This window comes from Phycicoccus sp. (genome assembly GCF_035325325.1).
Taxonomy (GTDB): Bacteria; Actinomycetota; Actinomycetes; order Actinomycetales; family Dermatophilaceae; genus Phycicoccus.
Map to the genome: position 1 here is coordinate 309675 of NZ_DAOLAC010000001.1, position 22898 is coordinate 332572.

Sequence of the window (22898 nt, forward strand, 5' to 3'; positions counted from 1 at the left end):
GCTCTCCCCGAGGAGCACCGCGATGACCTCGCCACCCGCCACCGACATCCCGCTCCCGTCCGGCCCGGACCGCCCCCCGGCCCCGACACGGCACGTCGCCAGCCCCCGCCAGCTGGCCTGGCTCGACCAGCAGCTCACCGACTGGCAGGCCGAGGGCCTCCTCGACGAGCCGACCGCGACGGCGCTGCGGGCCCGCTACGTCGCCCACCGCCGCGTGACCCTGGCCCGGATCGTCCTCACCCTCGGTGCGGCGTTCGTCGGCATCGGGCTGATCTGGACCGTCGCCGCCAACCTCGACACGATGTCGCCACTCGTGCGCTTCCTCCTCGTGGCGGCCGTGTGGGTCGGCCTCGTCGCGGTCGCCGAGGTCCTCGCGACACGACGGGAACGCGTCGGGGACACCGCGTCCCCGGTGGTCGGGGCGGTCCGGCTCCTCGCCGCCGCGGCCTTCGGCGCCGTCGTCTTCCAGGCGGCCCAGAGCCTGCAGGTCCCCGCCTACGAACCGGTCCTCGTCGGCGTGTGGGCGCTCGGCGTGCTGGCCTACGCCTACGCCGTCGTCGGGCTCGGCCCCACCGTGCTCGGCATCGGGCTCGCCGCCTACTGGCTCGTCTGGCACGCGTCCGAGAGCACTCGTACCGTCCTCGGGCTGACCACCACCGTGGCCTCGGCCGCCCTCCTCGGCGTCGCCCTGGGGACCGGGCACCAGCGCCTGCCCGAGCGGCTGCGCGAGTGGCGCCCGCTCGGACTCCCGTGGCGCGAGGTCGGGGCCCTGCTGGCCCTCGGCGGCCTCTTCTTCGCCGCGTTGCCGGTCGGGCACGACCGCGGCGCGGTCGGCGCGACGCCGTGGGTCGCCCTCGGCGTCGCCGTGGTGCTCGCGGCCGCGGCCGCCGTCACCGGCGAGCGGCTCGACCGCCTCGAGGTGGGCCTCGCCGCCGGCGCGCTGGTGGCCGTCGTCGGGCTCGGTCTGTGGCGGACGTCCGGCGACCTCGGCAGCACGTCCTCGCTGACCGCCGCCGACTGGGCCCGGGCCGTCGTGGCCGTCCTCGTCTACCTCGCGGTGACGAGCGGCTACGCCGTCCTCGGCGGGATGCGCGACTCCGACCGGCTCACCTGGGCCGCCACCGCCGCGCTCGTCCTCTTCACCACCGTCCAGGCCTTCGCCGTCTTCGCCCCGATCCTCTCCGGGGCGGTCCTCTTCCTCGCCGTCGGCGTCGTCCTCCTCGCGACCGGCGTCCTCGCCGACCGCGGCCGGCGTCGGCTCGTGGCCGAGGGACGGGAGGCCCGGTCATGACCTCCCGCACGACCCGGGTCGTCATCGCCGCCGCCGTCCAGCTCGTCCTCGTCGGGGCCGCGGTGTGGGCACCGCTGTCGGCCCGGCTGACCGGTGAGGTGGTGCGGCTGCGGGTGGCCGCCGTCGACCCGGTGGACGCGTTCCGCGGCGCCTACGTCGACCTCTCCTACCCGGACCTGCCGGCCGTCCCGGACCCCGGCGACGGGTCGGTCCCGCCCGCCGACGAGGCTCGCGGCACGGCGTTCGTGCCGCTGACCCGACAGGGCGCCCACTGGGTCGGCGGACCCGTGCAGCGCACCGTGCCGGAGGACGGGCCCTACCTCCGCTGCGACGACTCCGGATGGCGGCTGCGGTGCGGCATCGAGAGCCTCTTCCTCCCGCAGGACCGGGCGGCGGCGGTGCAGGACGCGGTGGACGCCGGGACGGCGGTCGCGACCGTCCGCGTCGACTCCGCGGGGCACGCGGCCCTGCTCGGCGTCGACGTCGGACCCTGAGCGCCGCCCGGGCTCACCCGGCGTGGGGGCGGTCGAACCACCCGGCGGGCGGGCGCGGGTCCCGGTGCTTCGCCGCGGCCGCTGCCCCGTGGGTCGCGGCCCAGGCGCCGAACCGGGCCGCGCCCCACGTGCCGGGCTGCGCCACGTCGGAGACCTCGACCGTCGGCGCGAGGTCGCGGCGGGCGGCGAGGACCGAGGCCATCCGGGTCCAGCCGCCGGCGACGACGAGGCGCTCGACCGGCACCCCGGCGTCGCGCAGCGTCGCGAGGAGCGCGCGACCCCGGTCCGTGCCGCCGTCGAGCGCCGCCCGCCACACGTGGGCGGGCGTGTGGTGCTCGGACCCGAGGTGCACCCCGACCTCGTGGTCCTCCATGCCGTAGCCGGTCACCCGGACCTCGGCCGTGTCGCCCGGGGCCAGGAGCAGGGTCGCGGCGTCGAGGGCCGACCGCGCCGGCTCCGACTCGGCACCGAGGACCTGCTGGACCCGCTTGAGCACCAACCCCGTCCGGGTTCCGCCGATGAGTGCCGTGCTGCCGCGCACCACGTGCGGGTACACCGAGATGCCGGCGGCCGACAGGCGTCCCACGACGTCGGGGTCGGGCACGTGGTCGGCCGCCGCGAGGTACGCCTCCGCGGTGCCGAAGCTGTCGAGGGCGGAGCCCGGCGCCCCGCAGCCGGTGGCCGCCGCGGCGACCGCGTGGTCGTGCCCGGCGACGGTGAGCACGGCGCCACGGAGCGCGGGCACCGGGTGGTCGCCGCGCACCGTCCCGACCGGGGCCCCGGCGCCCACCGGCTCGGGCAGCAGGTCCGCGCCCACCCCGAGCAGGTCGAGCCCCGGCCGCCACCAGCCGTCGGTGTGCACGTCGAGCAGCCCGGTGCGGCCCAGCAGGGAGCGCTCGGCCACCCGCCGGCCGCCGAGCCGGTGCACGACGAGCTCCGGGGCGCCGAGCCACTGGAGACCACGCAGCCCGAGGCCCTCGTCGCGCAGCCACAGCAGCTTGAAGAGGGTGGCCACATGGCCCACCGGCAGCCCTGTGCGCGAGAGGAACTCGCGGGCCAGCGTCGCATCGAGCGCGGCGGACTGGTCGTCGCCCCGGGGGTCGTGCCAGGCCATGACGGGAGACTGGGCGGCCCCGGAGGAGTCGAGCAGCGTGCCCGCCTCGGCCATCGAGGTGAAGCCGACCGAGCGCACCGACGTCCCGGCGGGCAGCCCGGCGACGACCTCGGCGAGGAGGTGCTCGACGGCGTCGACGACCGAGGCCGGAGAGCGCTCGAACCGGCCGCCCCCGCGCTCCTCCCACGCCGTCGCGACCGAGCCGTCGAGCACCGGCGTGCCGTCGTCGGCGACCGCGGCGACCTTGGTGACCGTCGTCCCGAGGTCGACCCCGAGGTCGACGGCGGTCACGACGCGACCCTCGGGGCGAGCTCGCCGGAGCCGCGCTCGACGAGCCGGGTGGGCAGCACCCGGTCGAGGACCTCGGCCCCGGGCTCGCGGATGCGCCGGACGAGCAGGTCGAACGCGGTCTCGGCCAACGCCTCCGGGCGCTGGTCGACGACCGTCGTCGGCGGCGTCATCAGCTCGGAGCCGGGGTGGTCGCCGAAGACGATGAGCGCGACGTCCTGCCGGTGCAGCCGCTGCTGGGCCCGCAGCACCCCGAGGCCCATCATCGGCGTCGCCGCGAACACCGCGGTCGGGGCGGAGGGCGACGCGAGCATCGCCAGCGCGTGCGGGTAGGCCTCCTCCGCGGTCCAGGCGCGCGTCTCGACGAGCGTGGGGTCGAGCGCCACCCCGGCCTCCGCGAGCGCCCGCTCGTACCCGCGGTACCGGTCTCGGAGCGTCGCGAACGAGCCGCTGCGCCCGAGGAACGCGACCCGCCGGTGCCCGTGGGCGACGAGGTGCCGGACGGCGCCGAGGGCCGCGGCCTCGTCGTCGACCCGGACGACGTCGGTGCCGGTGACCCCGCAGGGGCGGTCGACGACGACGACCGGCACGTCGTCGGGCAGCGCCGCGGCGACCGCGTCCGGCTCGCCGAACGGCGCGACGACGAGCCCTGCCACGCCGCGCCGGTCCAGCCGCTGGATCTGGGTGCGCATCCGGTGCTCGTCGAGGCCGGTCGACGCGACGAGCACGTCCATCCCGACGGCGGTGGCGCGGTCCTCGACGACGGCCGCGAGCCGGGCGAAGAACGGGTCGGCGATGGAGTCGACGACGACGCCGACGGTGGGCAACCGCCCCCCGCCGAGGCGCTGCGCCGCCGGGTCGGGGTGGTAGGCGAGCCGCTCGATGGCGCCGCGGACCCGGGCCACCGTCTCGGGGCGGACGTTCGGCGCGTCGTTGATGACCCGTGAGACGGTCTTGATGGAGACCCCGGACTCGCGGGCGACGTCGTAGATCGTCGGCCGGCTCATGCCGGGACCCGTGCGGGGAGCGCGGCCAGGGCCGGGGCGACGAGGGCGGGGTCGAGCACCCCGCCGGACTCGTGCTGCACCGCGGCGGCCGCGACGGCCATCCCGCGGCGCACCGCCTCGGCGTCGGGTGCGCCGGCGAGCAGGGCGTCGGCCGTGCCGCCGAGGAAGGAGTCGCCGGCGCCGATCGGGTTGGCCACCGGCACGGGCGTGGCCCCGAGCCACCACGCCCCGCCGGCGGTGGCGAGGGCCGCGCCGTGCGAGCCGGCGGTGACGACCGCGCGCCGGGCGCCCCGGGCGTGCAGCGCGCGGGCGGCGGCGACGCACCGTTCGACGACCTCGTCGCCGGACTCCTCGACGTGCTCGTCGGCCCGGCCGTGGATCAGGGCCTCGGCCTCGCCGAGGTTGGGGCTCACGAGGTCCGGGCCGAGGGGGAGCGCCGCGCCGAGCACCGCGGGCGAGCCGTCGACGAGCGCCTGGGCGCCCCGGGCGTGGGCGAGCGCGACCACCCGGCCGTAGGTGTCGTCGGGCAGCCCCGGCGGCAGCGACCCGGAGCACACGACGAGCGGGGTGTCCTCCGGCTCCTCGGCCAGTGCGGCGTCGACCCGGTCGAGGAAGGTGGCCGGCTCCCATCCGGCGGGGTCCGGGCCGAGCCCGTTGACGACGGTCGCCCGGCCGCCGTCCTCGAGCAGGATGAGGCAGAGGCGGCCCTGGCCGTCGTGCGGCACCGGGAGGAACGGGATGCCCTCGGCCGCGAGGAGCCGGGGGAGCCGGTCGTCGTCGTGAGGGCACAGCCCGAGCAGCCGGGGTGCGCGACCGAGCAGCCGCAGCGTCCGGCACACGTTGACCCCCTTGCCGCCCGCGACGGTGACCGTCCGGGTCGCGCGCGAGACCGTGCCGGGGACGAGGGCGCCGAGCCACGTCGTCACGTCGAGGCAGGTGTTGGGGGTCACGACGAGCACGGGACCTCCTCGGGGTGCGACGGCGCCGTCGGGCCGGCCCTTGTCGGGCCGGGGTGGTCCGCGTACCGTAGGGCGGCATGACAGCGCTGTCAACAGGACGCACCCCGACCCCCGCGGCGATCGGCCGCACCCGCCGGATGGCCCGCATCAGCGACGACGCCGGGCACATCCGGACGATGGCCATCGACCACCCGGAGAACTACCTCCGGCTCTTCGACGCCGACCTGTCGGCCGTGTCGTTCGAGGAGGTCGTGGAGTCCAAGCTCGACATGGTGCGGGCGCTCGCGCGGCACGCGACCTCGGTGCTCGTCGACCCGGTGTGGAGCTTCGGCCAGGCGGTCGCGTCGGGAGCGGTCCCCGGGGACGTCGGCGTGATCAGCGGCATCGAGGAGCTCTATTACGAACCGAGCAGCGCGGTGGGGTTCGACACGGGCCTGCACCTCAAGGAGGGCTGGGACCCGCAGGTCCTCGCCACGCTCGGCGCCGACGCCGCCAAGCTCGTCGTCTTCCACCGCGAGGACCAGCCGGCCGACGTCGTCGCCCAGCAGCACGCGGCCGTCGCCACCGCCGCGGCGCAGTGTGCGGCGCTCCAGCTGCCGCTCGTCGTCGAGCCGCTGTGGTTCCCGACCGGCGAGGAGGACACCGCCGACCCCGAGGTGCGCGACCGGCGCCGGCGCAGCGTCCTCTCGGCCGCCCGGTCCTTCCGCGAGGCCGGCGCCGACGTCATGAAGATGGAGTTCCCGCTCCTCGACCTCGACGACCTCGACGCCGCGCACACGGCCTGCGACGCCCTCGACGAGGCGGTCTCCGGCCCCTGGGTGCTCCTCTCGGCCGGCGTGACCTTCGAGGGGTTCCGCACCCAGCTCGACGTCGCGGCCGACCACGGCTGCAGCGGCTTCATGGCCGGCCGGGCCATCTGGGGCGACGCCGTCGGCCGGATGGACTCCGCCGCCCGCGCCGACGGTGCGGCACTCGCCGCGCGCCGGCTCGACGAGCTCGCCGAGGTGCTCGAGGGCCGGGGCGCGCCCGCGTGGACGCCCCTGGACCCGGCCGAGGTGGCCGGCGCCATCGGGCCGCAGTGGTACCGCGCCGCGACGGCCGGCTGACCCTCGCCGCCGCGTCCGGCCCCGCGCCGGTCAGGCGGCGAGCATCGCCCGGGCCTCCGCGAGCGGCACCGGCCGCGACCAGAGGAAGCCCTGGCCGCGACCGCAGGCCCGCGCCTGCAGCCAGGCCGCCTGCTCGTCGGTCTCGACACCCTCGGCGACCGTGAGGAGCTTGAGGCTGCGGCTCATCTCGAGGATCGCGAGGGTCACCGACGCGGCGTGGTCCTCGGTGGTCACCCGGTCGATGAACGACTTGTCGACCTTGAGGATGTCCACGGGCAGCTGGGAGAGGTAGGACAGCGAGCTGTAGCCGGTGCCGAAGTCGTCGATGGCGATCCACACACCGAGCGCGCGGATCCGGGTGAGGGTCCGCTCCACTCCGGCGAAGTCGTCGAGCAGCACCGACTCGGTCAGCTCGAGGACGAGCCGCTCCGCCGGCATCCCGCTGGCGTCGAGCACCGAGGCGACCTCCTCCGCGAAGCCCGGCCGCAGCAGCTGGCGCGCGGAGACGTTGACGGCGACGGTCGGCACGTCCGGGCCCGCACCGAAGGTCGCGCCGGCCCGACAGGCCTCGCGCAGCACCCAGGAGCCGAGCGGCACGACGAGCTCGGTGCGCTCGGCGAGCGGGATGAAGTCCGAGGGGGGCAGCAGCCCGCGCTGGGGGTGCTGCCAGCGGACGAGTGCCTCGAAGCCGGCGACCCGCCCGGTGTCGAGGTCGACCGTCGGCTGGAAGTGCAGGACCAGCTCGTCGCCGTCGATCGCCCGGGCGAGCTCGTGCTCGAGGGCGCGCACGTCGAGCGAGGCCGCGTGCCGGGCGTCGTCGTACCGGGCGACGGTGTTCTTCCCCGCCTCCTTGGCCCAGTACATGGCCACGTCGGCGTTGCGGAGCATCTCCTCGGTGCTCGTCTGGCCCGAGGCGGCGGTCGCGACGCCGACGCTCCCGTGGACGGCCCAGACCGTCCCCTCGACCTCGATCGGCGCCGAGATCGCGAGGAGGATCCGCTCGGCGAGGGCGGTGGCCTCCGCGGCGTCGGCCTGCTCGACGATGACGGCGAACTCGTCGCCGCCGAGCCGCGCCGCCGTGTCCGACGGCCGCACCGTGCCGCGGAGCCGGTCCGCGACGACGACGAGCAGACGGTCACCGACGGAGTGGCCCCGGGAGTCGTTGACGTTCTTGAAGTCGTCGAGGTCGAGGAAGAGCACGGCGGTCGGTACCGGCTCGGTCCGCGGCTGCAGGGCGTGCGCCAGGCGGTCGGTGAACAGGGCGCGGTTGGCCAGCCCGGTCAGGGGGTCGTGGAAGGCCTGGTGGCTCAGCTGCTCGGCGAGCGCCTGCTGGTCCGTGACGTCGTGCAGGGCGAGGACCCAGGCGCCGACGGCCTCCTCGTGGAGCAGGTTGCTGGCGGTGCCCTCGAGCACGAGCCGGCGGCCGTCGGCGTGCGTGACCCGTGCGGTCGCCGGGTGGACGCCGGCCCGGCCGGACTCCATGAGACGGATGACCGGGATGGCCTCGTCACCGAGGAGGCGGGAGAGGCCGGCGCCGAGGTAGGGCTCGGGGTCGCGGCCGAGGACCGCCCGGGTCGACGGGCTCACGAAGCTCAGGGTGCCGTCCTGCTCGACGACGACGAGGAGGTCGGCGCTGTAGCGCACCAGCTCGAGGAGCCGGCGCTCGCCCTGGTCGACGACCTGCTGGGCGGTGAGTCGGCGCTCGACCGCGCGGTGCCGGTCGACGATCCGCCGGAACCAGACGAACCACCCGACGGAGGCCACGAGGAGGAGTGCCGCGTGGATGGCGGCCGCGGTGAGGGCGACCCGGGTGCGGGCGCGGTCGAGGTCGGCGCCCAGCGCGGCGGTGGCAGTCCGGGCCGCGGCGAGGGACTCGGCGTCGCCGGGCGCGGCGGCCAGGTGGTCGGCCGCGTCGACCAGCCGGGCGAGGGGCCGGCCCCGGTCGGTGCCGGTGGCCACGAGGGCGTCGACGGAGCCGCGCAGGGCGGCGACGTCCGCGGGCGTGGCCGGGGAGGACGTGGCGGCCAGCGTACCGCGGACGGCCGCGGTGGCCTCCCGTTCCCGCTCCAGGCCGTCGCCGAGGTGCCACACCCCGGTGAGCAGGGCCATCTCGACGAGGACGACGAGCAGCGTGCCGAGGACGGTGGCCGTCGTCCGGAGGCGCGTCGGGGATGAGGCAGGCATGCGAGGTCTCGGGTCGGTCGGTCGGGCGGAACCCGGGGGAACCCTGCGCGAGCAGGCTAGGCAGGCGGTGCCGGCACGCGCGTCGCTTCACCGGCGGAGGGGCCGTTCGGCCGATGGGGCCGGGTGCCGCGGCCCCGCCGGCGGCACGGTGGCACGATGGCCGCCATGAGCGACGACGCGGTCGACCGGGCCCAGCGCACCCTCGAGGAGGGCATCTCCCGCGACTTCAGCCAGGCGATGTCGTACGGGGCCTACCTCGACCTCGACACCCTCCTCTCGGCGCAGCACCCGCGCAGCGAGCCGCCGCAGCACGACGAGCTGCTGTTCATCGTCCAGCACCAGGTCTCCGAGCTGTGGCTCAAGCTGCTGCTCCACGAGCTGCGTTCCGCGCGAGCGCTGCTGGCGTCCGACGAGCTCGCGCCCGCGCTCAAGCGGCTCGCCCGGGTCAAGCACGTGCAGCGGCAGCTCGTCGAGATGTGGGACGTCCTCGCGACGCTCACCCCGAGCGAGTACGCCGAGATCCGGCCGTTCCTCGCGACGAGCTCGGGCTTCCAGAGCGACCAGTACCGCGCGGTCGAGTTCCTCCTCGGCAACAAGAACGCCGAGATGGTCCGGGTCTTCGAGCACGACGAACGGGCACGAGGAGCGCTCGAGCGGCTGCTCGGCGAGCCGACCCTCTACGACGAGTTCCTGCGCCTGCTCGCGCGGCGGGGGTACGCCGTGCCGACCGCCGTCCTCGAGCGTGACGTCCGCGCGCCGTACCGGCTCGACCCCGACCTCGTCGGCGTCTTCGCCCGGGTGTACGCCGCCCCGGACGAGCACTGGGGGGTCTACGAGACGTGCGAGGAGCTGGTCGACGTCGAGGACCTGTTCCAGCAGTGGCGCTTCCGGCACCTGCAGGTGGTCACCCGGACGATCGGGCACAAGACCGGCACGGGCGGGTCGAGCGGCGTCGACTTCCTGCGCCGGGCCCTCGACCTCACCTTCTTCCCCGAGCTCTACGAGGTGCGCACGAGCGTCGGCTGACCGGCCGGTTCCGGCCCCCGGATAGGGTCGGCGGATGGCCGGTCCCCGCGTCATCCACACGGCCCAGGCCCTCGTCGACGTCGTCGTCGAGGTGCCGGGGCTGCCCCGCCGCGGCGGGAACGTCATGGCCACCTCCTCGCGCCGGTACGCCGGGGGAGCGGTGACCATCCTCCTCGCCGCGGCCCGCTCCGGCGCCGAGGCCGTGCACGCGGGGGCGATCGGCACCGGGCCGAACGGCGACCTGGTCCGGGCGGCGCTCGCCGTGGACGGGGTCGCCGTGTCCGCACCGGCGGTCGCCGACCTCGACACGGGCATCTGCGTCGTCCTCGTCGAGCCGACGGCCGAGCGCACCTTCGTCACCACGCAGGGGGCCGAGCGCGAGATCTCCGTCGCGTCCCTCGACGCGAGCGAGCCGGTGGCCGGCGACTTCGTGTGCGTCAGCGGCTACTCCCTCGTGGGCCGCACCCGCGACCCCCTGCTCGAGTGGCTCGGTGGCCTCCCGCCCGGCGTCCATGTCGTCCTCGACCCCGGAGCGACGTTCGCCGAGCTCGCCCCCCGGGTGCGCGACGCCGTCCTCGCCCGCACCGGTGTCTGGACCGGCAACGCCGAGGAGTCCGAGCACCTCGCCGGGGTCCGCGGGATGGCCGAGTCCGCCGAGGTCGTCGCCGGTCTCCTTCCGGGCGGCGCGGTCGTCGTCGTCCGTGACGGTCCGCGGGGGTGCCTCGTCCGCGAGGACGGCGCGACCGTCGTCCTGCCGGGTCACCCCCAGCGCCCGGTCGACACCAACGGCGCCGGTGACACCCACACCGGCGTGCTCCTCGCCGGTCGCGCGGCCGGGCTCACCTGGGCGGACGCCGCGGCGCGGGCCAACGCCGCCGGCGCGCTCAAGGTGACCCGGCGCGGGCCGGACACCGCCCCGACGGCCGCCGAGATCGACGCGTTCCTCGCGCGCTGACCCGGCGTGGACGGGCCGTCCGGTCGGTCGCTCAGGCCATCCGGGAGAGGTCGTCGCGGCACCGACGCTCGAAGCCGTCGAGCTCGGCGAGGGCGGCCTCGAGGTCGCGCCGGCGCTGCTCGAGGTCGGCGCGGCGCTCGTCGATCTGGCCGAGGACGTACTCGAGCTGGCTGCGCCGCCCGCGCGGGGCGTCGTAGAGGTCGATGATCGTGCGGATCTCCTCGAGCGGGAACCCGAGCCGCCGACCGCGCAGGACGAGCCCGAGCCGGGTGCGGTCGCGGCGGTGGTAGACGCGGGTGGTGCCCCGGCGCTCGGGGGAGATGAGCCCGAGGTCCTCGTAGTGGCGCACCGTGCGGTGGGTGACCCCGAACTCGTCGGCGACCTCGGCGATGCTCCAGGTGCGCGCGGCGTCGTCGGAGCCGGCGTCGCCGCCAGCGCTCCGGGCGCCGGTGCGGGTCGTCGTCGGGGTTGCCACGGGCCCGAGTATTGCTTTACGTTGACGTCAACGTCAAGAACGTGACCATCCGCCGGCCACCGCGACCCGGAGCCGGACCCCGAGCGCGAAGGGGCGCACCATGTACGAGCTGGGCAAGGACCACGAGGACTTCCGGGCGGTGGTCCGCGAGTTCGCGACCGAGGCCGTCGAGCCGCACGTGGCGCAGTGGGACCGCGAGCACCACTTCCCGGCCGACCTCGTGCCGCGGATGGGGGAGCTCGGCCTCTTCGGGCTCGTGGTGCCCGAGGCGTACGGCGGCTCGCTCGAGCACTCCGAGGGCGGCGCGTTCACCAGCCTGTGCATCGCCATCGAGGAGCTCGGCCGGGTCGACCAGTCGATCGGCATCACGCTCTCGGCCGGCGTCGGCCTCGGCATCAACCCGGTCCTCACCTACGGCAGCGACGCCCAGAGGGAGCGCTGGCTCCCCGACCTCGTCGCCGGCAGGGCGCTCGCCGGCTTCGGCCTCACCGAGCCGGACGCCGGGTCGGATGCCGGCGCCACACGCACGAAGGCGGTGCTCGACGGCACCGAGTGGGTCCTCGACGGCGCGAAGGCGTTCATCACGAACTCCGGCACCGAGATCACGTCCGTCGTCACCGTCACGGCCCGCACCGGCACCCTCGACGACGGGCGTCCTGAGATCTCGGCGATCATGGTCCCTTCCGGCACACCGGGATTCACGGTCGAGCCGGCGTACCACAAGATGGGCTGGAACATCTCCGACACCCACGGCCTCTCCTTCGCCGGCTGCCGGGTGCCTGGTGAGAACCTCCTCGGCGAGCGGGGCCGCGGCTTCCACCAGTTCCTCAAGACGCTCGACGACGGACGCATCGCGATCAGTGCCCTCGCCCTCGGGCTCATCACCCGGATGCGCGAGGAGGCGGCCGCGTACGCGAGGAGCCGCACCGCGTTCGGACGCCCGATCGGGGCCAACCAGGGCGTCGCCTTCCCGGTCGCGGACCTCGCCGTCATGGAGGACGCCGCCCGCCTGCTCACCTACCGGGCCGCGTGGCTCAAGGACGAGCACGAGTCCGGCCGGCGCTCGGCCGCGGAGGTCACGCAGGCGGCCGCCAAGGCCAAGCTGTACACCTCGGAGGCCGCCGTCACCGCCACCCGCATCGCGACCCAGGTCTTCGGGGGCAACGGCTTCATGGAGGAGTACCCCGTCGCCCGCTTCTACCGCGACGCGAAGATCCTCGAGATCGGCGAGGGCACCTCCGAGGTGCAGCGGATGGTCCTCGCGAAGGGGCTGGGCCTGTCCGCATGAGCGACACCGACCCTCGCGTCGCCGACGTGCGGTCCCGGCTCGAGGCCGCGCACGCCGCCAGCGCGGCACCGAGCGAGAAGGCCGCGGCCAAGCTCGCGAGCCAGGGCAAGCTCTACGTCCGCGACCGCCTCGCCCTCCTCCTCGACGAGGGGTCCTTCGTCGAGGACGGCCGCTACGCCAACGCGCTCTCCGCCGGCCTGCCCGCGGACGGCGTGGTCACCGGCCGGGGCACGGTCGACGAGCGGCCGGTCGTCGTCATCGCCAACGACCCCACGGTCAAGGCCGGCTCCTGGGGTGCCCGCACGGTCGAGAAGATCGTCCGCGCCACCGAGACCGCCCTGCGCGAGGAGCTCCCGGTCTTCTGGCTCGTCGACTCCGCCGGTGCCCGCATCACCGACCAGGTCGAGATGTTCCCCGGCCGGCGCGGAGCGGGGCACATCTTCCACAACCAGGTCGCGCTGTCCGGCAAGGTGCCGCAGATCTGCTGCCTCTTCGGGCCGTCGGCCGCGGGCGGCGCGTACATCCCGAGCTTCTGCGACCTCGTCATCATGGTCGAGGGCAACGCGTCGATGTACCTCGGCAGCCCGCGGATGGCCGAGATGGTCGTCGGCGAGAAGGTCTCGCTCGAGGAGATGGGCGGCGCGCGGATGCACTGCACCGTCTCCGGGGTCGGGGACCTGCTCGCCGCCGACGACGCCGAGGCCATCGAGCTGGCACGGCTGTACTTCTCCTACGTCCCGGACTCGTGGCGCACCCCGGCGCCGGGCTACCACGCCGAGGAGCCGTCGGCTCCGTTGACGCGGGCCAGCGTGCCCGAGCGCGAGAGCCAGCCGTTCGACGTCCACGAGCTGATCGACGGCCTCGTCGACGACGACAGCTTCTTCGAGCTCAAGCCGCTCTTCGCCCCCGAGCTCGTCGTCGGCTTCGCCCGGATGGCCGGCGAGAGCGTCGGTGTCGTGGCGAACAACTCCGCGGTCAAGGGCGGGGTCCTCTTCACCGACTCCGCCGACAAGGCCGCCCGGTTCATCTGGCTGTGCGACGCCTTCTCCATCCCGCTCGTCTACCTCGCCGACGTCCCCGGCTTCATGATCGGCTCCGAGGTCGAGCGCGGCGGCATCATCCGGCACGGCGCGAAGATGGTCTCCGCCGTGGCCTCGGCGACCGTGCCGCAGTTCTGCGTCGTCGTCCGGAAGGCCTACGGCGCAGGCCTGTACGCGATGGGCGGGCCGGGCTTCGCCCCCGACGCCACGATCGCGCTGCCCACCGCGCGGATCGCGGTGATGGGACCGGAGGCCGCGGTGAACGCCGTGTACGCCAACAAGATCGCGGAGGTCGAGGCCGCCGAGGGCCCGGAGGCCCGCGACGCCTTCGTCGCCGCCCGGCGCGCCGAGTACCTCGAGGACGTCGACCTCGAGCGGCTGGCCGCCGACCTCGTCGTCGACCAGGTCGTCGAGCCCGAGGCGCTGCGGGCCGAGCTGCTGCACCGGCTGCGCTACGCGGCCCGGCGCGACCGGCACTTCGCGACCAAGCGCCGGGACGTCCCCCCGGTCTGACCGCCCCGCCGCCCGCCCCGCCGCCTGCTACCCCGCCCGCTACCCCGCCCGCTCCGCCGCCTGCTACCCCGCAGTAAGTGCCGTCATCACGACACATACTGCGGGGTAGCTCGCGAGTGGGGGGCGGGGAGGGGTGGTCAGGCGCCGGCGATCTCGCGCAGCGCGGCGAGGTGGGCCGTCCACGCCGCCCGGCCGGCCCGGGTCAGCGACAGCCAGGTGCGTGGCCGCTTGCCGACGTACCCCTTGCGGACGCGCACGTAGCCGGCCTGCTCGAGCGTCGAGACCTGCTTGGAGAGCACCGAGTCCGAGACCTCGACCTCGTCGCGGACGAGGGCGAACTCGGCCTCGTCGACCCCCGCCAGCGTCGCGGCGATGCTGAACCGCACCGGCGCGTGGAGCACGTCGTCGAGCCGGTGCCGTGCGTGCGCCGGGCGCGTCGTGCCGTCGGCGCTCATGCCCGGGTCCCGCGCCGGACGACGATGCCGGCGAGGACCATCGGCAGGGCGGCCAGCGCGCCGGCCAGCACGAGCAGCAGCGGGTCCTCGCCGGTCGCGAGCACGGCCAGCTCGCGCTGGTGCTCGCGGTAGTTGAAGGTCATGACCCCGGCCATGAAGAGGACGAGGGTCCCGCCGAGGCCGGTGAAGCAGACGACCCGGGCGCGACGCGGCCAGCTGCGCGTGGCCCTCGACTGCCAGAGGGTCAGCAGCACGAGGAGCGCGGCGTAGGCAGCCATCAACGGTGTCTCCCACCTCGTTCCCTGCCCGAGACGGGACAGGGTGAGGTAGCCGCCCATGAGCAGGCCGAACCCGGCCGTGGCCAGGCCGTGAACGCGGCGGTCACCCCCGCGGCGCCGGTCGGCCTCCTCGGCGCGGGCCAGCCGCTCACGGGCCTCCTGCGGCGTCAGGTCGTCGGTCGCGGTCCCCTCGGTCGTGTCCATGGCTCGACCCTAGGCAACTACTTTCCAAAGTGTCAAGTTCTTGCCGATGCGCCCCTCGGTCATCCGAGCCGCAGGTCGTGCCACGCCACCCCGAGCTCGCCGACGAGCTCGCGCAGCAGGGGGAGCGAGACGCCGACGACGGTGCCCGGGTCGCCCTCGATGCCGCGGACGTACGGACCGCCGAGCCCGTCGATGGTGAAGGCGCCGGCGACCCGCAGTGGCTCGCCGGTGGCGACGTAGGCCTCGACCTCGGCGTCCGCGAGGTCGGCGAAGTGCACGGTCGTCGAGGCCGTGCCGCCGACCATCCCGCCGGTGCCGCCGTCAGCCGGGTCGCGCAGGTCGAGCAGCCAGTGCCCGGTGTGGAGCACCCCGGAGCGCCCCCGCATCCGGTGCCACCGCGCGACCGCCTCGGCGGCGTCGACCGGCTTCCCGTGCACCTCTCCGTCCAGCTCGAGGACGGAGTCGCAGCCGAGCAGCAGGTCGGCGTCCGGCTCGCCGTGGGCGGCCACCCGGGCCGCCACGTCGTCGGCCTTGGCGCGGGCGAGCAGGAGCGCGACGTCCTCGGCGGGAAGCGGGCCGTGCTCGGCCTCCGCGGCCGCGACGGCGGCGTCCTCGTCCACGGCGGACACGAGCACCAGGGGCTCGACGCCGGCGGCCCGCAGGGTGGTGAGGCGGGCCGGCGAGGCCGAGGCGAGGAGCAGGACGACGGTGGGGGAGGGCATGGGAAGAACCTAGTCCGGCTGTGACCGGCGCCTCGTCGTGGTCGGGGGCCGAGCGTCAACTACAGAGCGTAGTATTTCGGCAGGCTCCGCCGGGAGCCGGCGAGGAGGTTCACGAGGTGACCGACCGAGAGCTCGACCTCACCCCGCCGGCACCGATCGGGCTGGGGCGCACGAGGTCCGGCCCGGTCCGCCGCCGGCGGGCCGAGTACGTCGACCTCCTGCCGCCGTGCAACGCGGGCTGTCCGGCGGGCGAGGACATCCAGGGCTGGCTGGGGCTCGCGCGCGACGGCCGCGACGAGGAGGCGTGGCGGAGGCTGACCGCCGACAACCCGTTCCCGGCCGTGCACGGTCGCGTCTGCTACCACCCGTGCGAGTCGGCCTGCAACCGTGCCGACCTCGACGGCGCGGTCTCGATCCACGCCGTCGAGCGCCACCTCGGCGACCTCGCCGTCGACCGCGGCTGGCGCTTCGAGCGGCCGGTCCGCCGCACCGGTCGACGCGTGCTCGTCGTGGGGTCCGGGCCGAGCGGGCTCTCCGCCGCGTACCACCTCGCCCGGCTGGGGCACGAGGTCGTCGTCCGCGACCACGGCGCCGAGCCCGGCGGGATGATGCGCTACGGAATCCCCGCCTACCGGCTGCCCCGCGACGTCCTCGACGCCGAGGTCGACCGGTTGCGCGACCTCGGCGTCGTCATCGAGCAGGGTCACCGTGTCGTCGACCTCGAGGCCGAGCGACGGGACGGCCGGTTCGACGCGGTCTTCGTCGCCGTCGGCGCGCACCTGTCCAAGCGGGTCGACATCCCGAACCAGGACGCCCGCCGCGTCCTCGACGCGGTGTCCTTCCTCCGGGACGTCGCCACCGGTGGGCGCGACGCGATCTCGGGCCGGGTCGCCGTCTACGGCGGTGGCAACACGGCGTTCGACGCGGCCCGGGTCGCCCGCCGCCTCGGCGCCGATGACACGGTCGTGGTCTACCGGCGCACCCGCGAGCAGATGCCCGCCCACGAGGAGGAGGCGGTCGACGCCGAGCAGGAGGGCATCCGCGTCAGCTGGCTGCGCACCATCGCCTCGATGGGTGAGGACGACCTGACCGTCGAGGTCCAGGAGCTCGACACCGACGGCCGGCCGCACGGCACCGGGCGGTTCGAGACGCTCGCCGCCGACACCGTCATCCTCGCCCTGGGCCAGGAGTCCGACACCGCCTTCCTGCGCGCCGTCCCCGGGGTCCGCTTCGACGGCGACACGGTCGTCGTCACCCCCTCGACGCTCATGACCGGCGCACCCGGCGTCTTCGCCGGCGGGGACGCCGTGCCGAGCCAGCGCACGGTCACCGTCGGCGTCGGGCACGGCAAGCGCGCGGCCCGCAGCATCGACGCGTGGCTGCGCGGCGAGGTGCACACGCGACCGGCGCCGCACCCGCGGGCCTCCCTCGACCTGCTCCACCTCTGGTACCTCGGGCTGCACGAGCAGCGCCACCAGCCCGTGCTGGACCCGGCCGAGCGCGTCCACGCCTTCCAGGAGGTGGTGTCCGGGCTCACCGCCGACGAGGCCCGCTTCGAGGCCGGCCGGTGCCTCTCCTGCGGCAACTGCTTCGAGTGCGACGGCTGCCTCGGGGCGTGCCCCGAGGACGCGGTCGTCAAGCTCGGCCCCGGGCTGCGCTACGAGATCGACGACGCACGGTGCACGGGGTGCGGCACGTGCGCGCGCCAGTGCCCGGTCCACGCGATCGAGATGGTCCCGGAGGTGCGGGCCTGATGCGCGCCACCGTCGACGGCAACGAGGCCGCGGTCACGACGGCGTACCGCCTCACCGAGCTGTGCGCGATCTACCCGATCACACCGTCGTCGGCGATGGCCGAGCTCGCCGACGAGTGGTCGAGCCACGCCCGGCCCAACGTGTGGGGCACCGTGCCGACCGTCGTCGAGATGCAGAGCGAGGGCGGGGCGGCGGGCGCGATGCACGGGGCACTCCAGGGCGGTGCCCTGGCGACCACCTTCACCGCCTCGCAGGGCCTGCTGCTCATGGTCCCGACCATGTACAAGATCGCCGGCGAGCTGACCTCGACGGTGTTCCACGTCGCGGCCCGGTCCATCGCGGCCCAGGGCCTGTCCATCTTCGGGGACCACTCCGACGTGATGGCGGTGCGGCAGACCGGTTTCGCGCTGCTGTCCTCGGCCTCGGTCCAGGAGGCCCACGATCTCGCCCTCGTGGCCCACGCCGCGACGCTGCGCACCCGCGTCCCGTTCGTCCACTTCTTCGACGGGTTCCGCACGAGCCACGAGCTGAACACGGTCGAGCTGCTCGACGACGAGGTGCTGCGGGCGCTCGTCCCCGAGGGGCTGGTGCGCGAGCACCGGATGCGGGCGATGAGCCCCGAGCGGCCGGCGGTGCGGGGCACCGCGCAGAACCCGGACGTGTACTTCCAGGCCCGGGAGACGGTCAACCCCTTCCACGCCGCCGTGCCCGGGGTGGTCCAGGCGGTGATGGACGAGCTCGCGGCGCACACCGGACGCGGCTACCGGGTCGCCGACTACTCCGGGCATCCCGAGGCCGAGCGGGTCCTCGTCCTCATGGGCTCGGGCGCCGAGACGGCCCGCGAGACGGTGGCCCACCTCGTCGCGGCCGGCGAGCGGGTCGGCGTCCTGCAGCTGCGGCTGTACCGGCCCTTCCCCACCACGGAGCTGCTCGCCGCCCTCCCGGAGACGGTCCGCGCGGTGGCCGTCCTCGACCGCACCAAGGAGCCCGGGTCGGAGGGCGAGCCGCTCTTCCTCGACGTCACGGCCGCGCTGGCCGAGGCCCACGACCGCGGCGAGCGGGCCACCCTGCCGCGGGTCGTGGGTGGCCGGTACGGCCTGTCCTCCAAGGAGTTCACGCCCGGGATGGTCGCCGGTGTCCTCGCCGAGCTGGCCCGGCCGGAGCCCCGGCGCCGGCTGACCGTCGGCATCACGGACGACGTCGGCGGCACGAGCGTCGACGTCGACACGACCCTCGACATCGAGGACCCCCGGACCTTCCGCGCGGTGTTCTACGGCATCGGGTCCGACGGCACGGTCGGCGCGAACAAGAACACGATCAAGATCCTCGGGTCCGACCCGTCGGTGCACGCGCAGGCGTACTTCGTCTACGACTCGAAGAAGTCGGGCGGGCTCACGGTCTCGCACCTGCGCTTCGGACCGAGCCCGGTCCGCGCCCCCTACCTCGTCTCGCGCGCCCGGTTCGTCGGCTGCCACCAGCTCGGGCTGCTCGAGAAGGTCGACGTCCTCGGGGTCGCCGACCACGGGGCCACCGTCCTGCTCAACGCGCCGCAGCCGCCCGACGAGCTCTGGGACGTCCTGCCCGGCCCGGTCCAGGAGCAGGTGCTCGCGAAGGACCTGCGCCTGTTCACCGTCGACGCGACGGCGGTGGCGCGGGCGGCGGGCCTGCCCGGCCGCACCAACACCGTCCTGCAGACCTGCTTCTTCGCGGTCTCCGGCGTGCTGCCGCGGACCGAGGCCCTGGACCGGGTGAAGGCGGCGGTCCGGCGCACCTACGGCCGCCGTGGCGAGGAGGTCGTCCGCCGCAACGAGGCAGCGGTCGACGCGACGCTCGCCGCGCTGCACGAGGTGCCCGTCCCGGGTCGGGTCACCTCGAGCCGCCCAGTGCCGGACCCGGTGCCGTCCGACGCGCCGGAGTTCGTGCGCACCGTCACCGCGACGATGATGGCCGGCCGCGGCGACGAGCTGCCGGTCAGCGCACTGCCGGTCGACGGCACCTACCCGTCCGGCACCACCGCGTACGAGAAGCGCCGCATCTCCGACCTCGTCGCGCAGTGGGACCCCGAGACCTGCATCCAGTGCGGAACCTGCTCGTTCGTCTGCCCGCACAGCGTGATCCGCTCGCGCTTCGCCGAGCCCGACGCCCTGGTCGCGGCCCCCGCGGGCTTCCGGTCCGCCCCGCTCGTCGCCGCCGGGCTGCCCGGCACGCGCTACACGCTCCAGGTGTACGCCGAGGACTGCACCGGCTGCGGGTTGTGCGTCGAGGCCTGCCCGGTGCACCCGGCCGGCCGTCCCGAGCGCAAGGCGGTGAACCTCGAGCCGCTCGCGCCGGTCCTGGAGCGCGAGCGCGAGAACGTCGCGTTCTTCGAGACCCTCCCGGTCAACGACCGGCGCCGGCTCGACTTCGGGACGGTGCGCGGTACCCAGTTCCTCCAGCCCCTCTTCGAGTTCTCCGGGGCCTGCTCCGGGTGCGGCGAGACGCCCTACCTCAAGCTGCTCACCCAGCTCTTCGGCGACCGGCTCACGGTCGCCAACGCCACCGGCTGCTCCTCGATCTACGGCGGCAACCTGCCGACCACCCCGTGGACGGTCGACGCCCGCGGCCGCGGCCCGGCGTGGTCGAACAGCCTCTTCGAGGACAACGCCGAGTTCGGCCTCGGCCTGCGGCTCGCCGCCGACCTGCACACCGCGATGGCCCGCGAGCGCCTCGCCGGACTGCGTGAGGAGGTCGGCGCGGACCTCGTCGACGCGGTCCTCGCGGCCGAGCAGGTCCGCGAGGTCGACCTCGAGGCCCAGCGCGAGCGGGTCGCCGAGCTCGGCCGCCGGCTCGCCGGGATGCCGGGCCGGGACGCGGCCGACCTGCGCAGCGTCGTGGACCACCTGCTGCGCCGCACCGTCTGGGCCGTGGGCGGCGACGGCTGGGCCTACGACATCGGGTCCGGTGGCCTGGACCACGTCCTCGCCAGTGGCCGGAACGTCAACGTCCTCGTCCTCGACACCGAGGTCTACTCCAACACCGGTGGGCAGGCGTCGAAGTCGACGCCGGTCGGCGCCGTCGCGAAGTTCGCCGCCGCCGGCAAGCACACGGCGAAGAAGGACCTCGCGCTCCAGGCGATCGCCTACGGCAACGTCTACGTGGCCCGCGTGGCCATGGGGGCCGATCCGCACCAGACGCTCACCGCGCTGCGCGAGGCCGAGGCGTACGACGGGCCGTCGCTCGTCATCGCCTACAGCCACTGCATCGCCCACGGCATCGAGATGCGCGACGGGCTCGACCAGCAGTACCGGGCCGTGGCCTCCGGGCACTGGCCGCTCGTGCGCTACGACCCGCTGGTGCGGGCCGCCGGCGGGAACCCGTTCCAGCTCGACTCTCCCCGGCCACGCATCCCGCTCGCCGACTACCTCTACCGCGAGCTGCGCTACCGGATGGTCCGCAACGCCGACCCCGCCGAGGCCGACCGGCTCCTCGGGCTCGCACAGGCGGCGGTCGACCAGCGCTGGCAGACCTACGAGGAGATGGCGACCCGGGGCGCCGAGCGCTTCCCGGCGGACCCGAGGAGGACGCCGTGACCGACCTCTCGACCCGCTACCTGGGGCTCGAGCTGCGCAGCCCGCTCGTCGCGAGCTCGTCGCCCGCGACGAGCGGTGTCGACCGGGTGCGGGCCCTCGCGGACGCCGGGATCGGGGCGGTCGTCCTGCCCTCGCTCTTCGAGGAGGAGGTCGCGCGTGAGCAGCTGCGCGACCACGCGCTCGCCGAGGTGACCGAGGACGTGCACGGCGAGGCCGCCTCGTACTTCCCGGCCGTGCCGACGGCGGAGACCGGCGGGGTGACCCGGCACCTGCGGCTCGTCGAGCAGTGCGCCCGCGCCGTCGACGTGCCGGTCGTCGCGAGCCTCAACGGGAGCACCGCCGCCGGGTGGCCGCGCTTCGCCCGCCGGCTGGCCGACGCCGGGGCCGCGGCGGTGGAGCTCAACGTGCACGTCGTGCCGGGCGACCCGGCGACGAGCGGGCGCGACGTCGAGGACCGGCACGTCGAGGTGCTCGAGGAGGTGCGTGCGGTCGTGTCCGTGCCGGTCGCGGTCAAGCTCAGCCCGTACTTCAGCGCGACCGGCGAGATGGCCGCCCGCCTCGACCGGGCCGGGGCCGACGGGCTGGTCCTCTTCAACCGCTTCCTCCAGCCGGACGTCGACCCCGAGGCGATGACGGTCACGACCGGCTTCGCGCTCTCCACGCCCGCCGAGGCCCGGCTCGCCCGCACCTGGGTGGCCATCCTCCGCCACCGGGTGCGGGCCTCGCTCGCGGCGACGACCGGTGTCGAGGACGCCGCCGACGTCGCGGCCTACCTGCTCGCGGGGGCGGACGTCGTGATGACCGCGTCCGCGCTGGTCCGGCACGGGACGGGGCACGTCAGGGTCCTCCTCGACGGCCTCGAGGACTGGATGCGCCGCCACGGCCTGACGAGCCTCGAGCAGGTGCGCGGCCGGCTCGCGGTCCCGGCGACGACCGACCCGCAGGCCCACGAGCGGGCGGGGTACGTGGCGGCTCTCGAGGCGGCGCGGCGCACCTACGGCGAGCTCGGCGCCGCGGCCGGTCCGCCCTGAGCCCGGGTCACCCGAGCACCTCGTCGACGAAGCACCAGCGCCACGCCTCGCCCGGCTCGATCGAGCGCATGACCGGGTGCTGCGAGGTGTGGAAGTGGCGGGTCGCGTGCTTGCCCACCGAGGAGTCGCAGCACCCGACGTGCCCGCACGTCGTGCACGAGCGCAGGTGGACCCAGGTGAGGCCCTCGGCGCGGCACTCCGGGCAGCCGTCGGCCTCCGCGGGGGGCGTCGGCGCGGCGTCGTCGGCGAGGTGGGCGCACGCCCCGGCGACGCGGTCGGGGGGACGCAGCAGCTCGGACTCACGCACCCCGGCCGTCCGCGTCGCGCTCCAGGCGAGGGCGGTCTCCTCGGCGTCGAGCTGGCCGAGGACGCTCGTCAGCACGGCGTGGTCGACGGTGCCGGCGCTCCGGATGCGCAGGAGCTCCTCACGCTCGGCGCGGATCATCTCGGCCCGCAGCCGGGCCCGCGCCTCGGCCGGGCTCTCGCGGTCGCCCGGACCGAGGGTGCCCAGCCGTTCCCAGGCCCGGTTGACGCGGTCGCTCGCCTGACCGCGGATCACCTCGACGACCGCCGCGTCGGCCTCGGGGTCGGCCTCGAGGTGCCGGAGCCCGGCGCCGGTCGTCGCCCCGAGGACGGTCGCCTCCTGGAGCGCGTCCTCGCGCGGGTCCGGCCCGCGCACGTCGAGCGCGCGGGCGAGCGCCGGCAGGGTCGTCCCCTGCAGCAGCAGCGTCCCGACGGTGACGACGAGCGCGATGAGGACGAGCTCGGGCCGCATCGGGGCGTCCTCCGGGAGGGTGAGGGCGGCCGCGAGCGTCACGACGCCGCGCATCCCGGCCCAGCCGCTGACGAGCGACCAGCCGAGCATGGCCCGGCGGTCGGCGCGGCCGCGCAGGACCTGGACGGCCGACTGCGCGACCAGCCAGAGGGGCCGGAGCACGAGGACGGTGACGAGGACGGCGGCGGCGACGGCCAGCGTGCGGCCGGTGCCGAGCTCGCCGTCGCGGGTGTCCGACACGAGGCTCCAGACCTGGAGGCCGATGAGGAGGAAGACGGCGTTCTCGAGGACGAAGGTGACGCTCGACCAGTTGATGCGCTCCGCGAGCCGCGACGGGGCGGACTGCAGGACCGGTGCCCGGTAGGCGAGC

General features: G+C 75.4%; 19 protein-coding genes. 10 read left to right on the plus strand and 9 right to left on the minus strand.

Annotated elements, in window-relative coordinates:
- Window positions 1-22: 22 nt before the first annotated feature.
- Window positions 23-1291 carry a DUF2157 domain-containing protein gene (locus tag PKA89_RS01450; RefSeq protein ID WP_324415849.1) on the plus strand — a complete coding sequence of 423 codons (1269 nt, stop codon included), beginning with the start codon at window positions 23-25 and terminating at the stop codon, window positions 1289-1291.
- The gene (locus tag PKA89_RS01455) at window positions 1288-1785 is read left to right on the plus strand and encodes a GDYXXLXY domain-containing protein (protein WP_324415851.1); all 498 of its coding nucleotides are present in this window, start codon (window positions 1288-1290) and stop codon (window positions 1783-1785) included. Before PKA89_RS01450 ends, PKA89_RS01455 begins: the two co-directional genes overlap by 4 nt.
- Before the next feature lie 13 nt (window positions 1786-1798).
- On the opposite strand, the gene PKA89_RS01460 is transcribed toward PKA89_RS01455, so the two are convergent.
- The 3 genes from PKA89_RS01460 to PKA89_RS01470 are packed head-to-tail and all read right to left on the minus strand — an operon-like array spanning window position 1799 to window position 5153.
- Window positions 1799-3190: an FGGY family carbohydrate kinase gene (locus PKA89_RS01460; RefSeq protein ID WP_324415853.1), complete on the minus strand. Its 1392-nt coding sequence runs from the start codon at window positions 3188-3190 to the stop codon at window positions 1799-1801.
- Window positions 3187-4194 carry a LacI family DNA-binding transcriptional regulator gene (locus tag PKA89_RS01465; RefSeq protein WP_324415855.1) on the minus strand — a complete coding sequence of 336 codons (1008 nt, stop codon included), beginning with the start codon at window positions 4192-4194 and terminating at the stop codon, window positions 3187-3189. Before PKA89_RS01465 ends, PKA89_RS01460 begins: the two co-directional genes overlap by 4 nt.
- Entirely contained in the window at window positions 4191-5153 is a 963-nt protein-coding gene (locus PKA89_RS01470) for a PfkB family carbohydrate kinase (protein WP_324415857.1), read from the minus strand. The genes PKA89_RS01465 and PKA89_RS01470 overlap by 4 nt, the downstream gene beginning before the upstream one ends.
- 77 nt (window positions 5154-5230) lie before the next feature.
- Here PKA89_RS01470 and PKA89_RS01475 point away from each other — a divergent pair, with 77 nt between their 5' ends.
- Window positions 5231-6259: a hypothetical protein gene (locus PKA89_RS01475; RefSeq protein WP_324415859.1), complete on the plus strand. Its 1029-nt coding sequence runs from the start codon at window positions 5231-5233 to the stop codon at window positions 6257-6259.
- A 30-nt stretch (window positions 6260-6289) separates the two neighbouring features.
- Here the strand turns inward: PKA89_RS01475 and PKA89_RS01480 are convergent, their stop codons facing one another.
- A complete protein-coding gene (locus PKA89_RS01480) occupies window positions 6290-8443 on the minus strand; it encodes an EAL domain-containing protein (RefSeq protein ID WP_324415861.1) in 2154 nt (717 codons plus the stop codon).
- 165 nt (window positions 8444-8608) lie between these two features.
- Between PKA89_RS01480 and PKA89_RS01485 the strand changes: the two genes are divergently transcribed.
- Together PKA89_RS01485 and PKA89_RS01490 are read left to right on the plus strand one after the other, a co-directional pair.
- The gene (locus PKA89_RS01485) at window positions 8609-9469 is read left to right on the plus strand and encodes a tryptophan 2,3-dioxygenase family protein (RefSeq protein WP_324415863.1); all 861 of its coding nucleotides are present in this window, start codon (window positions 8609-8611) and stop codon (window positions 9467-9469) included.
- Window positions 9470-9503: 34 nt separating this feature from the next.
- The gene (locus PKA89_RS01490; RefSeq protein WP_324415865.1) at window positions 9504-10424 is read left to right on the plus strand and encodes a PfkB family carbohydrate kinase; all 921 of its coding nucleotides are present in this window, start codon (window positions 9504-9506) and stop codon (window positions 10422-10424) included.
- A gap of 31 nt (window positions 10425-10455) precedes the next feature.
- Here the strand turns inward: PKA89_RS01490 and PKA89_RS01495 are convergent, their stop codons facing one another.
- Window positions 10456-10899, minus strand: coding sequence for a MerR family DNA-binding transcriptional regulator (locus tag PKA89_RS01495; protein ID WP_324415867.1), 444 nt, complete (start codon window positions 10897-10899; stop codon window positions 10456-10458).
- A 100-nt stretch (window positions 10900-10999) separates the two neighbouring features.
- On the opposite strand from PKA89_RS01495, the gene PKA89_RS01500 reads away from it, so the two are divergent.
- Together PKA89_RS01500 and PKA89_RS01505 are read left to right on the plus strand one after the other, a co-directional pair.
- Entirely contained in the window at window positions 11000-12187 is a 1188-nt protein-coding gene (locus PKA89_RS01500; RefSeq protein WP_324415869.1) for an acyl-CoA dehydrogenase family protein, read from the plus strand.
- Window positions 12184-13740 carry an acyl-CoA carboxylase subunit beta gene (locus tag PKA89_RS01505; protein WP_324415871.1) on the plus strand — a complete coding sequence of 519 codons (1557 nt, stop codon included), beginning with the start codon at window positions 12184-12186 and terminating at the stop codon, window positions 13738-13740. Before PKA89_RS01500 ends, PKA89_RS01505 begins: the two co-directional genes overlap by 4 nt.
- Window positions 13741-13877: 137 nt before the next feature.
- On the opposite strand, the gene PKA89_RS01510 is transcribed toward PKA89_RS01505, so the two are convergent.
- The 3 genes from PKA89_RS01510 to PKA89_RS01520 are packed head-to-tail and all read right to left on the minus strand — an operon-like array spanning window position 13878 to window position 15399.
- Window positions 13878-14195 carry a transcriptional regulator gene (locus PKA89_RS01510; RefSeq protein WP_324415873.1) on the minus strand — a complete coding sequence of 106 codons (318 nt, stop codon included), beginning with the start codon at window positions 14193-14195 and terminating at the stop codon, window positions 13878-13880.
- Window positions 14192-14677: a hypothetical protein gene (locus PKA89_RS01515; RefSeq protein WP_324415875.1), complete on the minus strand. Its 486-nt coding sequence runs from the start codon at window positions 14675-14677 to the stop codon at window positions 14192-14194. Before PKA89_RS01515 ends, PKA89_RS01510 begins: the two co-directional genes overlap by 4 nt.
- Window positions 14678-14736: 59 nt before the next feature.
- The gene (locus PKA89_RS01520) at window positions 14737-15399 is read right to left on the minus strand and encodes a Maf family protein (RefSeq protein ID WP_324415877.1); all 663 of its coding nucleotides are present in this window, start codon (window positions 15397-15399) and stop codon (window positions 14737-14739) included.
- A 116-nt stretch (window positions 15400-15515) separates the two neighbouring features.
- Between PKA89_RS01520 and PKA89_RS01525 the strand changes: the two genes are divergently transcribed.
- The 3 genes from PKA89_RS01525 to PKA89_RS01535 are packed head-to-tail and all read left to right on the plus strand — an operon-like array spanning window position 15516 to window position 21753.
- Window positions 15516-17153: an NAD(P)-binding protein gene (locus PKA89_RS01525; RefSeq protein WP_324415879.1), complete on the plus strand. Its 1638-nt coding sequence runs from the start codon at window positions 15516-15518 to the stop codon at window positions 17151-17153.
- On the plus strand, window positions 17153-20722 hold the full coding sequence (nifJ, locus tag PKA89_RS01530) for a pyruvate:ferredoxin (flavodoxin) oxidoreductase (protein ID WP_324415881.1): 3570 nt from the start codon (window positions 17153-17155) through the stop codon (window positions 20720-20722). Before PKA89_RS01525 ends, nifJ begins: the two co-directional genes overlap by 1 nt.
- On the plus strand, window positions 20719-21753 hold the full coding sequence (locus PKA89_RS01535) for a dihydroorotate dehydrogenase-like protein (RefSeq protein ID WP_324415883.1): 1035 nt from the start codon (window positions 20719-20721) through the stop codon (window positions 21751-21753). Before nifJ ends, PKA89_RS01535 begins: the two co-directional genes overlap by 4 nt.
- A 7-nt stretch (window positions 21754-21760) precedes the next feature.
- Here the strand turns inward: PKA89_RS01535 and PKA89_RS01540 are convergent.
- On the minus strand, window positions 21761-22898 hold a 1138-nt coding region (locus PKA89_RS01540), incomplete at its 5' end, for a cation:proton antiporter (RefSeq protein ID WP_324415885.1).